Source organism: Bordetella genomosp. 10 (assembly GCF_002261225.1).
Taxonomy (GTDB): domain Bacteria; phylum Pseudomonadota; class Gammaproteobacteria; order Burkholderiales; family Burkholderiaceae_B; genus Bordetella_C.
This window is the reverse complement of record NZ_NEVM01000002.1, coordinates 419574-431874: the sequence shown is the minus strand read 5'-3', so window position 1 is coordinate 431874 and position 12301 is coordinate 419574. Positions and strand designations below refer to the sequence as shown.

The following is a 12301-nucleotide window of genomic DNA, read 5'->3' as shown; positions in this document are numbered from 1 at the left end:
ACGGACGCATGGCCACCAAACTCACCGAACGTCAGCAGCAGATTCTCGATCTGATCCGCCAGACGGTCGCCAGCACCGGCTTCCCCCCTACCCGCGCCGAAATCGCGCAGGCCCTGGGGTTTCGTTCGCCCAATGCCGCGGAAGATCACCTGAAGGCATTGGCGCGCAAGGGCGCCATCGAACTCACCGCCGGGGCGTCGCGCGGCATACGCCTGAAGGAAGCCCCCACGGGCGTGCAGGCCATGCTGCCCCTCCCTGCCCTCGCCCAACTGATGCTGCCGCTGGTCGGCCGCGTCGCCGCCGGCAGCCCCATTCTTGCGGCCGAACACGTCGAACGCGACGTCGGCGTCGATCCCGGCCTGTTCGCGCAACGTCCCGACTACCTGCTCAAGGTGCGCGGCATGAGCATGCGCGACGCCGGCATCCTCGACGGCGACCTGCTGGCGGTCAAGAAAGCCGGCGAGGCGCGCGACGGGCAGATCGTCGTGGCGCGCATCGACGACGACGTGACGGTCAAGCGCCTGCAGCGGCAAGGCGGCCGCATCCAGTTGCTGCCGGAGAACCCGGATTTCGAGCCCATCGTCGTGCGGAACGGCCAGGACTTCGCGTTGGAAGGCATCGCCGTGGGCCTCATCCGGACGCAGGCGCTGCACTGAGTGGCGGGCGATGTAAACGGACAAGCCGAAGAAGCCAAACGAGCCAACGAACAAGCCAACAAACAAGCCGCATCAACAAGAAAGCCGCATAAACAAAAAGGCGAACCGCATATACGGTTCGCCTTTTTGCTTGGCCGGGGCCGGAGCCCCTGCCTCCCGCATCAATCAATGCTTGGTCACGGGATCCGCGCTTTCGCTAGCGGGCTGGGCCGAGACCAGAGGCTTGTCCTTGGACTCTTCCTCGCTCAGCGGCTCGGGCATGCGTTCGAGCGCCAATTCCAGGACCTTGTCGATCCAACGCACCGGCACGACTTCCAGGTGGTTCTTGACGTTGTCCGGAATCTCCGCCAGATCCTTGACGTTTTCCTCGGGGATCAGCACGGTCTTGATGCCACCGCGGTGCGCGGCCAGCAGCTTTTCCTTCAAGCCGCCGATGGCCAGCACCTCGCCACGCAGGGTGATCTCGCCCGTCATGGCCACGTCCGCGCGCACCGGAATGCCCGACAAGGCCGACACCATGGCCGTGGTGATGGCGATACCCGCGGACGGACCGTCCTTGGGCGTCGCGCCTTCCGGCACGTGCACGTGCATGTCGCGCTTCTCGAACACGCTGTCGGCAAAGCCCAGGCGGCGGGCGCGCGAGCGCACCACCGTGCGGGCCGCCTCGACCGATTCCTTCATCACGTCGCCCAGCGAACCGGTGCGCTGGATGGCGCCCTTGCCCGGCATGTCGGCGACTTCGATGGTCAGCAGATCGCCGCCCACTTCGGTCCAGGCCAGGCCGGTCACCTGGCCCACCTGGTTTTCCTTCTCGGCCATGCCGAAGGTGTAGCGGCGCACGCCCAGGTAGTCGTTGAGGTTGTCCGCCGACACGACCACGCCCTTGGCCTGCTCCGCCTCGCCCTTGCCGGCCGCGGCATCGCGCTTGGTCAGCAGTTCCTTGACCACCTTGCGGCAGATCTTGCCGATTTCGCGCTCCAGCGCCCGCACGCCGGCTTCCCGGGTGTAATAGCGGACGATATCGCGCAGGGCCGATTCCTCGACCGACAGTTCGCCATCCTTCAAGCCGTTGTTCTTCAGCAGCTTGGGCAGCAGGTGGTCGCTGGCGATATGCACCTTCTCGTCTTCGGTGTAGCCCGAAAGGCGGATGACTTCCATCCGGTCCAGCAGGGCCGGCGGAATGTTCAGCGTATTGCTGGTCGCCACGAACATCACGTCCGACAGGTCGAAATCGACCTCGACGTAGTGGTCCTGGAAGGTGTGGTTCTGTTCCGGGTCCAGCACTTCCAGCAGCGCTGACGAAGGATCGCCGCGGAAGTCCATGCCCAGCTTGTCGATTTCGTCCAGCAGGAACAGCGGATTGCGCACGCCCACCTTGTTCATGTTCTGCAGGATCTTGCCCGGCATGGAACCGATGTAGGTGCGGCGATGGCCGCGGATCTCGGCCTCGTCGCGCACGCCGCCCAGCGCCATGCGCACGAACTTGCGGTTCGTGGCCTTGGCGATCGACTGGCCGAGCGAGGTCTTGCCGACGCCCGGAGGGCCGACCAGGCACAGGATAGGCGCCTTGACCTTGTCCACGCGCTGCTGCACGGCGAGATATTCGAGGATGCGTTCCTTGACCTTCTCCAGGCCATAGTGATCGTCATCCAGCACCGACTCGGCGTTGGAAATGGAGTTGTTGACCTTGCTCTTCTTGCGCCACGGCAGATTGATCAGCGTGTCGATGTAGTTGCGCACCACGGTGGCCTCGGCCGACATGGGCGACATGAGCTTGAGCTTCTTGAGCTCGGCGTCGGCCTTCTTGCGCGCGTCCTTGGGCATACGGGCGGCGAGGATCTTCTTTTCGAGCTCCTCGATGTCCGCGCCCTCTTCGCCTTCGCCCAGTTCCTTCTGGATGGCCTTGACCTGTTCGTTCAGGTAGTAGTCGCGCTGGCTCTTCTCCATCTGCTTCTTGACGCGGCCGCGGATACGCTTCTCCACCTGGAGAATGTCGATTTCCGTTTCCAGTTGCGTGAGCAGGCCTTCCAGGCGCTCGGCGGTGCCGAAGATTTCCAGCATCTTCTGCTTCTGCTCGAGCTTGAGCGGCAGGTGCGCGGCGATGGTGTCGGCCAGGCGGCCGGCGTCGTCGATGCCCGCCAGCGAGGTCAGGATCTCGGGCGGGATCTTCTTGTTCAGTTTTACGTACTGCTCGAACTGCGCCACGATGGCGCGGCGCAGGGCTTCGGTTTCCGAACCCTGGGCGGTGTCCTGCTCGATGGGCACCACTTCGCAGGTGAAATGCGAATCGACGTCCTCGATGCGGGTGATGCGCGCGCGCTGCGAGCCTTCCACCAGCACCTTCACGGTGCCGTCGGGCAGCTTGAGCATTTGCAGGATGCCGGCCACGCAGCCGATTTCATAGACGTCCTCGGGCGAGGGATCGTCCTTGCCGGCGGACTTCTGCGCCACCAGCATGATGCTTTTGCCGGCCTCCATGGCCACTTCCAAGGCCCGGATGGAACGGGGACGCCCCACGAACAGCGGAATGACCATGTGCGGAAACACCACGACGTCGCGCAGCGGCAGCAACGGCAGGTCGATAGGTTCGGAAGGCAAGGTCTGAGTGCCAGACATAGAGTAGTCCTCGGTATGACGAGTCGGAGATGATGCTATCGTCGCGCCCGAGGGAACGACCCTGTCAAACATCTGTTACGACCGATATGGGAACGATAGCTTAATTTTCAAGCCCGCGGTCCAGCCCCGGCTAAATGAATGAAAAAACCCGTAGAACACTACGGGTTTTTTTCAACGTGTCCAGGAACTTAGGCCGCCGCGTCGCGGACTTCGCCCCGCTCCGGCTTGGCCGGCTGGCTGGCCTCATCCGCATAGATGAGCAAGGGCTGGCCGTCGCCGTCGATGACGTTGTCGTCCACCACCACCCGGCTGACGTTGCCTTGCGACGGCAGCTCGTACATGGTGTCCAGCAACGCCGACTCTAGGATGGAACGCAGGCCGCGGGCGCCGGTCTTGCGCTTGAGCGCCTTGCGCGCGATGGCCTTCAGCGCGGCCGGACGCACGTCCAGTTCCGCCCCTTCCATCGCGAACAGCTTCTGGAACTGCTTGAGCAGCGCGTTCTTGGGCTCGGTGAGGATCTGCACCAGGGCGGCTTCGTCCAACTCGTCCAGGGTGGCGACCACCGGCAGGCGGCCGACCAGCTCGGGAATCAGGCCGAACTTGATCAGGTCTTCCGGCTCGGCTTCGCTGAACAGTTCGCCCACGCCGCGTTCGGACTTGGCCCGCACCGAGGCCGAAAAGCCGATGCCGGACTTCTCCGTGCGGTCGCGGATCACCTTTTCCAGGCCATCGAAGGCGCCGCCCACGATGAACAGGATGTTGGTGGTGTCCACCTGCACGAAATCCTGGTTCGGATGCTTGCGGCCGCCCTGCGGGGGCACCGAGGCGACCGTGCCTTCGATCAGCTTGAGCAGGGCCTGCTGCACGCCCTCGCCCGACACGTCGCGGGTGATGGACGGGTTGTCCGACTTGCGCGAAATCTTGTCGATTTCGTCGATGTAGATGATGGCGCGCTGCGCCTTCTCGACTTCGTAATTGCAGTTCTGCAGCAGCTTCTGGATGATGTTCTCGACGTCCTCGCCGACGTAGCCCGCCTCGGTCAAGGTGGTGGCGTCGGCCATGACGAAGGGCACGTTCAGCATGCGCGCCAGCGTCTGCGCCAGCAGCGTCTTGCCCGACCCGGTGGGGCCGATCAGAAGGATGTTGCTTTTCGACAGCTCGACCTCGTCGCCCTTGAGCTCGCCGTGGCGGATGCGCTTGTAGTGGTTGTACACCGCGACCGCCAGCATGCGCTTCGGGCCGGTCTGGCCGATCACGTACTGGTCGAGGAAAGTCTTGATTTCGGCCGGCGTCGGCAGCTCCGAACGGATGGCCGCCCGCGCCGTGGCCTGCGCCTCTTCACGAATGATGTCGTTGCAGAGGTCTATGCATTCGTCGCAGATGAATACCGACGGTCCCGCAATCAGCTTGCGGACTTCGTGCTGGCTCTTGTTGCAGAACGAGCAGTGCAGGACCTTTGCGTCTGCCGATCCCTTTTTTTCAGGCATAAATATCTCTGGTGACGGCGGACGGCCGTTCAACGGTCGTCCGCCCTACGCTGGCTCGAAAAATATGGCGGCTTGGTCCAGGACCCGCGGAAAAAAACCTTAGCGCTCTTCCGAACGCGAGGCCAGGACCTTGTCCACGAGTCCATACGATACCGCATCTTCCGCCGACATGAAGTTGTCACGCTCCGTGTCTATTTCAATACGTTCGATGGGCTGGCCGGTGTTATCGGCCAGGATGCGGTTCAGCCGGCTGCGGAGGTCCAGGATCTCGCGCGCCTGGATCTGGATGTCCGTGGCCTGCCCCTGGGCGCCGCCCGAGGGCTGGTGAATCATGATGCGGGAATTGGGCAGCGAGTAACGCTTGCCCTTCTTCCCCGCCGACAGCAGGAAGGCGCCCATGCTGGCCGCCAGGCCGGTGCAGAGGGTGGACACATCCGGTTTCACGAAATTCATCGTGTCGTAGATGGCCATGCCCGCGTACACCGAACCGCCCGGCGAGTTGATGTAGAACGAGATGTCCTTGTCAGGATTTTCCGATTCCAGGAACAGCAACTGCGCGACGACGAGGTTGGCCGAATTGTCGTTGACCGGTCCGACCAGGAAAATGACGCGCTCGCGCAGCAGACGCGAATAGATGTCGTAGGCGCGCTCGCCGCGCCCCGACTGCTCGATGACCATGGGGATATAGCCCAGGCCCGTGGGCGTCACCGAAGCGCCGCCGTGCATTGCCGCATAGAAATCGGTAAATCTTTGCATCAAGCCATCCCCATCAACTGATCGAAAGGCAGTTGCTCGTCGGTCACCTTGGCCTTCTCGAGCACATGCGCCACCACATTGTCTTCCACCACGATCGCCTCGATCTCGGCGCGGCGCTGGCGGTCGGTCAGGTAGTAGCTGACGACCTGGGCCGGTTCCTCGTAGTTCTGGGCGAACTCTTCGATACGGGCGCGCACCTGTTCCGGCTTGGCTTGCAGGTTGTTCTGCTTGACCAGTTCAGACACCAGCAGGCCCAGGCGCACGCGGCGCTCGGATTCGGTGCTGAAGGCTTCGGGCGGGATCGGCACCGACTCGGCGTTCGGAATGCCGCGCTGCTTCAATTCCTCGCGGGCGGCGGCGACGCGGGTCTGGACGTCGCTGTCGACCAGGGCCTTGGGCACGTCGAACTTGGCGGCCTCGACCAGGGCGTCCATGACGCTGGTCTTGGTGCGGCCTTGCACGCGCACCTTGGCTTCGCGCTCGACGTTGCCGCGGATGTCCGACTTGAGCTTTTCGACGTCGCCTTCGGCCTGGCCCAGCGACTTGGCGAATTCGGCGTCGACGGCGGGCAGGACGGGTTCGGCGACTTCGTTGACCTTGATGGTGAACTCGGCGGTCTTGCCGGCCACTTCAACGCCCTGGTAGTCGGCCGGGAAAGCCAGCGGGAACACCTTGGTCTCGCCCGCCTTCAGGCCGGTCGCGGCGGCTTCGAACTCGGGCAGCATGCGGCCCTGGCCCAGCACGAAGGGGAAGTTCTCGGCCTTGCCGCCTTCGAACGGAACGCCGTCGATGGTGCCGGCGAAGTCCAGGGTCACGCGGTCGCCTTCCTGGGCGGCGCGGCCTTCGCGGGCTTCGTAGGTGGCGCGCTGCTTGCGCAGCACTTCCAGGGTGCGCTCGACCTGGGCGTCGCCCACGGGGCTTTCGTAGCGGGTGACGTTCAGCGTGGCCAGGTCGGGCAGCGCGACTTCGGGATACACCTCGAAGGTGGCGGTGAAGCCCAGCGTGTCGTCAGCCACGCCTTCGGTCTTGGGTTCCAGCTTGGGGGAACCGGCGATGCGCAGTTGGGCGCCGTCGACGGCCTGCTCGAAAGCGCGGCCGACCAGCGAATTGATGACGTCGTAGCGGATGCCGGGGCCATGGCTGCGTTCGAGCATGTTCAGGGGCGCCTTGCCGGGACGGAAGCCGGGTACCTTGGCGGTACGCGCAACGCGCTTCAATTGCGCCTGGACTTCTTTTTCGACGTCTGCCAGGAGAACGGACAGATCGACGCGGCGCTCCAGGCCGGAGAGGGTTTCAACCACAGGCTGCATTAGAAAAGACCTATATTGCGAGTGAATGGACGAAGTGGATCGAGAATCAACCGCCCATTTTACCGGAAAAAGAAAAGCCCCCCGTAGCGGGGGGCCGACTGGCGAAAAGCCCCGCCGCGGCGGGGCGAACCGGGGACGAACCCCCGCTTACTTGTTGGACGCGATGCGCTGCTGGATATGCTCGGCGCGCTTGGTCGACGAGGGGTGCGAGCTCATCATGCTGCTCTGGCCGCCGTCCAGCTTGGCCAGCTTCTGGAAGGCCGTGACCAGGCCCTGGGTGGGCAGGCCGCGCGCCTTGAGCTGGTCGAAGGAATAGTCGTCGGCGGCGCTTTCCTGCGACTGGGAGAACTGCGCGTTGACGAATTTCTCGGTCAGGTCGCCCAGTTGCGAGCTGTTCAGGGCGGCGACCGTGGAGCCGCCGGCGGCGGAGGCGGCGTCGCGCGCGGCCGAGACGGTGTAGGCCGTCTGCATGGCCTTCTTGCTGTGGCCCAGCGCCACGTGGCCCATTTCGTGGCCGATCACGCCCAGCAGTTCGTCGTCGGTCATCATGTCCATCAGGCCGCTGTAGACGCGGATGCAGCCGTTGCCCATGGCCCAGGCGTTGACGTCGGACGTGATGTAGACCTTGTAGTTCGCGGGCTGGCCGTTGATGGTGTTGCCCAGCTTCTTCCCCAGCTTCTGCACGCGCGCGTCGTACTTGCTGCCCGCCGGGGCGATCTTTTCCTGCTTGTCGCTCTGCGCGCAGGCCTTGTCGGAAAGTTGCTTGATGTCGTTGTCGCTCAGGGTGGCGGCCTGCACCATCTTGCCGCCGGCGCCGACCAGGCCGCCGATGTCGAAGGCCGAAGCGGGCTTCAGCGCAAAAACGGCGCAGGCAGCGGAAGCGATCGCGGCGAATTTTATGGTCTTGCTCATTTTATGGAATCCTCTTCTCCCGTACCCCAATGGGGCGAAGGGCAAATTCTATTGATGAGGACACATATTTTGTCCATATTGGCTACACAATATCGCCTAATTTCATTTCTATTTACATTCTATTAAGCCGTCGTAACGTTCGAAGTCACGCCATAAATAATTAAAAAAAATGCTCAGCGGTTTTCATTACCTGCGCTGACATTCCGGGCACGGTGGAAGAAAAAAAACGCCGCCCTGCTTGATAGAATCCGCGCACGAGCGGCTTACTGAAAACGGGCCGCCAGCCGGACGGGCGCGGGGCCGGTCCGGCGCCGATATACACCAGGAAAGGTTGAACACCTATATGGCATCTTCCCCTTCGACCCGGCTGCATCCGCTGGCCGCCATTATTTTCAGTTCGCGCTGGCTGCAGTTGCCGCTTTACCTGGGCCTGATCGTCGCCCAGGGCGTTTACGTGCTGCTGTTCGTCAAGGAGCTGTGGCACTTGGTCAGCCACGCCAACACCTTCGGCGAGCAGGACATCATGCTCATCGTGCTCGGCCTGATCGACGTGGTGATGATTTCCAACCTGCTGGTGATGGTGATCGTGGGCGGCTACGAGACCTTCGTTTCGCGGCTGGGCCTGGAAAACCACCCCGACCAGCCGGAATGGCTGAGCCACGTGAACGCCAGCGTGCTCAAGGTGAAGCTGGCGATGGCGATCATCGGCATCTCGTCCATCCACCTGCTGCGCACCTTCATCGAGGCGGGCAACCTGGGCAGCGAGGCCAGCCGGTACACCTCGACGGGGGTGATGTGGCAGACCATCATCCACTGCGTATTCATCCTTTCCGCCATCGGCATCGCCCTGGTCGACCGGCTGATCGTCATTCCGCACACGACCGGGAGCCTGGACGGGAAGGACGAGGGGCACTGACCCCACCCCTGGTCCTGGCGCGCCGGGCGCGGCGCGGCATATTGCATACGGCCGTCGCGCATACGGCATCCGCATGACGCCGGCATGACAAAGACAAAGCCCCGCATGCTTGCGCATGCGGGGCTTTGTCTCGTAATCGTCGCGCCGCGGAATTACAGGATCTGGATATTCTTCGCCGACGGACCCTTGGGACCATTCTTGTCAACTTCGAAGCTGACGCGCTGGTTTTCCTGCAAGGTCTTGAAGCCTTCGGTGCGAATTTCCGAGAAGTGCACGAACAGATCCTTGCTGCCATCGTCGGGAACGATGAAGCCGTAGCCCTTTTCCGCGTTGAACCACTTCACGATACCGGTTGCCATATTGCCACCCCAAAAATATGAACGAGAGGATGCCAGATTATCAAGGAAGTGGAAATCGGCAACTACAGTACCTGTGACGGCGACAAATAGAACTAAGGACCGCGTCGCTTGAATATCTCGCGCGCCAAGTTTAATCGGGAATTTTTTGCGTGGTCAACCGATGCGGCCGGCCCCGGAGCCGGGGCGTCATCGGCCATTTGACGGCTACCTTAACGCGCTGCGCCGGCCCTTCCGGCTGCTTTCCGGAACCACGGCTGTCGGGGCCAGGCGGCGCGATTCGCGGCCGCCGCCAAGGACCGCGCGCGGCCCCCGGCGGTCGCGCGGAATCAGGCGACCTGCCCGCGCATCCATGCCACCAGCGCCTCGCTCAAGCCGCGCAGGTCGGCCTGCAGACGCGCATAGCCTTCATGCGGACGCAGGGTGACTTCGTCCATGTAGAGCTTGCGGTTGACCTCGATCTGCAGGCTGTGCCGGCCGGCGGCCGGGTTGCCGAACGCGCGCACCAGCTCGACGCCCTTGTAGGGATCGTTCTCGGTCACGTTGTAGCCCTTGGCGCGCAGCCAGGCCGCGACGAACTCGCGGAATGCCGGCGCGCTGGTGCTGCCGTCGCGGTCGCCCAGCACGAAGTCGGGATGGACCAGGCCGGGCTTGTCGGTGGCGTAGGCGCCCGCCACGCTGGGCATGGAGTGGCAGTTGATGTGCCAGACCTTGCCGAAGCGCTGATGCGCGGCGTCCAGCAACTGGCTCACGGCCTGGTGATAGGGCTTCCAGCAGGCGTCGATCCGGTGATGGACTTCCGACACGCTCAGCTTGCGGTCGTACAGCGGCGTGCCGTCGTCCAGCATGCGCCAGATCAGCCCCTTGCCCAGCTTGACCTTGCCCGTCTCGTTCACCGGGCCATCCCAGGGCGCGTCCAGCAGCAGCGCGTCGATTTCATCGGCGGCGCGGTTGGCGTCGATATAGGCGCGCGGAAAGGCTGCCGCCACCATGGGCACGCCGAGTTCCAGCGCCCCGCTCCAGAGGTCGTCGACCCAGGTGTCCTCCGCGGTGCGCAGCGCGCCGAAGTCGATGGCGGGCGCGAAGTCGGGAGGATAGGTGGTGCCGCTGTGCGGCGAATCGAGGACCAGGGGGGAGGAAACGGGCGCGGCCGGGTAGTCGGCCGGCGCATACAGGCGATAGGAAAGCGGCTGGGTTTTCAGCATGATGGAGACGGTGCGTATTCGGAAAAACGGGCCGCCGGACATTTGCCCTGGCGGCCCGTTGCGACGGTCAGTCGACCTTGACGTGGGCTTCGGCGGCCACACGCTTGTTCTTGGCGATTTCGGCGGCGATCTGCTTGGCGAACTCGTCCGGCGTGTTGTTGGCCGGCGCGGCGCCCAGCGCCTCCAGGTGGGTCTTCACGTCGTCTTCGGCTTCGACCTTGGCGACCGCGGCATTCAGCTTGTCGACCACGGCCTTGGGCAGCTTGGCCGGGCCGATCAGGCCGAACCACGAGGCGTCGTTGACGGCGGGCAGGCCGACTTCGGCGAAGGTCGGCACGTTCGGCAGGGCCTTGACGCGCTGGGGCGCGGCGACGGCCATGGCGATCAGGCGGTTGGCCAACACGTGCGGCAGCGTGGAAGGCAGGTTGTCATACATGACGTCGACCTGGCCGGCCAGCACGTCGTTCAGCGCCGGGCCCACGCCGCGGTACGGCACGTGGACCAGGTTGGTGCCCGAAGCCATCTTGAACAGTTCGCCCATCATGTGCGAAACCGAACCGTTGCCGGCGGAGGCGTAGGTCAGCTTGCCCGGCTCGCTCTTGGCCAGGGCGATGAATTCGGCCATGTTCTTGGCGCCGACCTTGGGGTTGATGGCCATGATGTTGGGCACGGCCGCCAGGTTGGTGATGGGCGTGAAGTCCTTTTCGGCGTCGAACGGCAGCTTGGCGTACACGGCCGGGTTGATGCCGTGGGTGCTGGCGGTGGCGATGCCCAGCGTATAGCCGTCCGGCGCGCTGTTGGCGATGGCCGCGCTGCCGATGGAGCCGCCGGCGCCGCCGCGGTTCTCGACGATCACGGTCTGGCCCAGTTCGCGGCCCAGCTTGTCGGCGAACAGGCGGCCGACGATATCGGTGGTGCCCCCGGGCGGGAACGGCACGATCAGGCGGATGGGACGGCTGGGGTAGGCGTCGTCGGCATGGGCCAGGACGGGCGCGACGGCCATGAGGGCGACGGCGGTCAGGCCGAGTAGACGTTGCTTGAGGAACATGAGGATCCCTTGTGGAAGATGTTCTAGTGCGTTGGCAAATATGCGAACCCGGCGATTCTTTGCTTCCGCAACAAATTGTGCAAACGAAGAATTCTCCTTATGCTATGACTTATTTTCATACCTGATACCCATGCGCCGGCTCTGCCCTTCCCTGACCGACCTGCAGGCTTTCGAAATGGCCGCCCGCCATGGGAGCTTCACGCGCGCCGCGCAGGAGCTGTCCGTCACGCAGGGGGCGGTGAGCAAGCAGGTCAAGCAACTGGAGCAGTTCGTGGGGGTCGAACTATTCCTGCGGCTCCGGCATGGGCTGGTGTTGACCGAGGCGGGACGGGTCTACCTGGCGAAGATACAGGTCGGCCTGGGGCAGCTCGAGGCGGCCACGCTGGAACTGATTTCGCACCAGGGCCAGGGCGGCACGCTGCACCTGACCTGCATGCCGACCTTCGGCGCGCGCTGGCTGATTCCGCGCCTGTCCGGCTTCATGCGGCTGCGGCCCGACATCCACGTCGAGTTCCTGCCGCACCGCAAGGGCTATGACTTTTCGACGCCGGAACTGGACGCCGCGGTGCGCTTCGGCGAAGGGGTATGGCCCGGCAGCGGCGCCGACTATATCGTCGGCCGCGGCGTGGTGCCGGTGGGCAGCCCCAAGCTTTTTCCGCAACCTTGCGCGACGGCCGAGGAATTGCTGAAGCACCCGCTGATGCATCACACCTCGGCGCTGGAGGGCTGGACCGACTGGTTCACGCAGGCCGGCTGCGACAGCCGCCGCACGCGCGAAGGCGCCCGCTTCGATCAATACGGTTTGCTCTCGCAGGCCGCGGCCGCCGGTTTCGGCATTGCCTTGATCCCGCGCTGCCTGATCGAGGACGAACTGCGCGACGGCAAGCTGGCGCCCGTCATCGACCTGCATATCCGCGCGCGGCAGGGGTACTACCTGTGCTACCCCGAGACGAAGGCCCACCTCCCTACCCTGCAGGCCTTCCGGCAGTGGCTGATGGAAGAATCGCTGGCGGCCGAACCCCGCGCCGTCGACCGCTGA

Annotated in this window: 11 protein-coding genes; 3 read left to right on the top strand and 8 right to left on the bottom strand. The window is 64.1% G+C overall.

Features of this window, described 5'->3' with window-relative positions:
• The first annotated feature begins 8 nt into the window (after nt 1–8).
• Entirely contained in the window at nt 9–656 is a 648-nt protein-coding gene (lexA, locus tag CAL29_RS11345) for a transcriptional repressor LexA (protein WP_094853142.1), read from the top strand.
• 165 nt (nt 657–821) lie between these two features.
• Here the strand turns inward: lexA and lon are convergent, their stop codons facing one another.
• The 5 genes from lon to CAL29_RS11320 all read right to left on the bottom strand — a co-directional run bounded on the left by lon (nt 822) and on the right by CAL29_RS11320 (nt 7737).
• Nucleotides 822–3272 carry an endopeptidase La gene (lon, locus tag CAL29_RS11340; protein WP_094853141.1) on the bottom strand — a complete coding sequence of 817 codons (2451 nt, stop codon included), beginning with the start codon at nt 3270–3272 and terminating at the stop codon, nt 822–824.
• Nucleotides 3273–3460: 188 nt separating this feature from the next.
• Nucleotides 3461–4759, bottom strand: a complete 1299-nt coding sequence (gene clpX / locus CAL29_RS11335) for an ATP-dependent Clp protease ATP-binding subunit ClpX (protein ID WP_094853140.1) — start codon at nt 4757–4759, stop codon at nt 3461–3463.
• A gap of 99 nt (nt 4760–4858) precedes the next feature.
• Nucleotides 4859–5515, bottom strand: coding sequence for an ATP-dependent Clp endopeptidase proteolytic subunit ClpP (gene clpP / locus CAL29_RS11330; protein WP_094853139.1), 657 nt, complete (start codon nt 5513–5515; stop codon nt 4859–4861).
• Nucleotides 5515–6825 carry a trigger factor gene (gene tig, locus CAL29_RS11325; protein WP_094853138.1) on the bottom strand — a complete coding sequence of 437 codons (1311 nt, stop codon included), beginning with the start codon at nt 6823–6825 and terminating at the stop codon, nt 5515–5517. Before tig ends, clpP begins: the two co-directional genes overlap by 1 nt.
• 147 nt (nt 6826–6972) lie before the next feature.
• The gene (locus CAL29_RS11320; RefSeq protein ID WP_094853137.1) at nt 6973–7737 is read right to left on the bottom strand and encodes a M48 family metalloprotease; all 765 of its coding nucleotides are present in this window, start codon (nt 7735–7737) and stop codon (nt 6973–6975) included.
• A 343-nt stretch (nt 7738–8080) separates the two neighbouring features.
• Between CAL29_RS11320 and CAL29_RS11315 the strand changes: the two genes are divergently transcribed.
• Complete coding sequence (locus CAL29_RS11315; protein ID WP_094854022.1) at nt 8081–8653, top strand: TIGR00645 family protein; 573 nt, start codon at nt 8081–8083, stop codon at nt 8651–8653.
• A 152-nt stretch (nt 8654–8805) separates the two neighbouring features.
• On the opposite strand, the gene CAL29_RS11310 is transcribed toward CAL29_RS11315, so the two are convergent.
• The 3 genes from CAL29_RS11310 to CAL29_RS11300 form a co-directional block, all read right to left on the bottom strand.
• On the bottom strand, nt 8806–9012 hold the full coding sequence (locus tag CAL29_RS11310) for a cold-shock protein (protein ID WP_094853136.1): 207 nt from the start codon (nt 9010–9012) through the stop codon (nt 8806–8808).
• A 326-nt stretch (nt 9013–9338) separates the two neighbouring features.
• Complete coding sequence (locus CAL29_RS11305) at nt 9339–10214, bottom strand: N-formylglutamate amidohydrolase (RefSeq protein WP_094854021.1); 876 nt, start codon at nt 10212–10214, stop codon at nt 9339–9341.
• A gap of 67 nt (nt 10215–10281) precedes the next feature.
• The gene (locus CAL29_RS11300) at nt 10282–11262 is read right to left on the bottom strand and encodes a Bug family tripartite tricarboxylate transporter substrate binding protein (protein ID WP_094853135.1); all 981 of its coding nucleotides are present in this window, start codon (nt 11260–11262) and stop codon (nt 10282–10284) included.
• A 130-nt stretch (nt 11263–11392) separates the two neighbouring features.
• Here CAL29_RS11300 and CAL29_RS11295 point away from each other — a divergent pair, with 130 nt between their 5' ends.
• Entirely contained in the window at nt 11393–12301 is a 909-nt protein-coding gene (locus CAL29_RS11295; RefSeq protein WP_094853134.1) for a LysR substrate-binding domain-containing protein, read from the top strand.

Excerpts from the sequence above, each read along its gene's own strand:
- clpP (WP_094853139.1), bottom strand. The coding sequence starts at position 5,515 with ATGCAAAGATTTACCGATTTCTATGCGGCAATGCACGGCGGCGCTTCG.
- clpX (WP_094853140.1), bottom strand. The coding sequence starts at position 4,759 with ATGCCTGAAAAAAAGGGATCGGCAGACGCAAAGGTCCTGCACTGCTCG.
- tig (WP_094853138.1), bottom strand. The coding sequence starts at position 6,825 with ATGCAGCCTGTGGTTGAAACCCTCTCCGGCCTGGAGCGCCGCGTCGAT.
- CAL29_RS11295 (WP_094853134.1), top strand. The coding sequence starts at position 11,393 with ATGCGCCGGCTCTGCCCTTCCCTGACCGACCTGCAGGCTTTCGAAATG.
- lexA (WP_094853142.1), top strand. The coding sequence starts at position 9 with ATGGCCACCAAACTCACCGAACGTCAGCAGCAGATTCTCGATCTGATC.
- CAL29_RS11315 (WP_094854022.1), top strand. The coding sequence starts at position 8,081 with ATGGCATCTTCCCCTTCGACCCGGCTGCATCCGCTGGCCGCCATTATT.
- CAL29_RS11310 (WP_094853136.1), bottom strand. The coding sequence starts at position 9,012 with ATGGCAACCGGTATCGTGAAGTGGTTCAACGCGGAAAAGGGCTACGGC.
- lon (WP_094853141.1), bottom strand. The coding sequence starts at position 3,272 with ATGTCTGGCACTCAGACCTTGCCTTCCGAACCTATCGACCTGCCGTTG.
- CAL29_RS11305 (WP_094854021.1), bottom strand. The coding sequence starts at position 10,214 with ATGCTGAAAACCCAGCCGCTTTCCTATCGCCTGTATGCGCCGGCCGAC.
- CAL29_RS11320 (WP_094853137.1), bottom strand. The coding sequence starts at position 7,737 with ATGAGCAAGACCATAAAATTCGCCGCGATCGCTTCCGCTGCCTGCGCC.
- CAL29_RS11300 (WP_094853135.1), bottom strand. The coding sequence starts at position 11,262 with ATGTTCCTCAAGCAACGTCTACTCGGCCTGACCGCCGTCGCCCTCATG.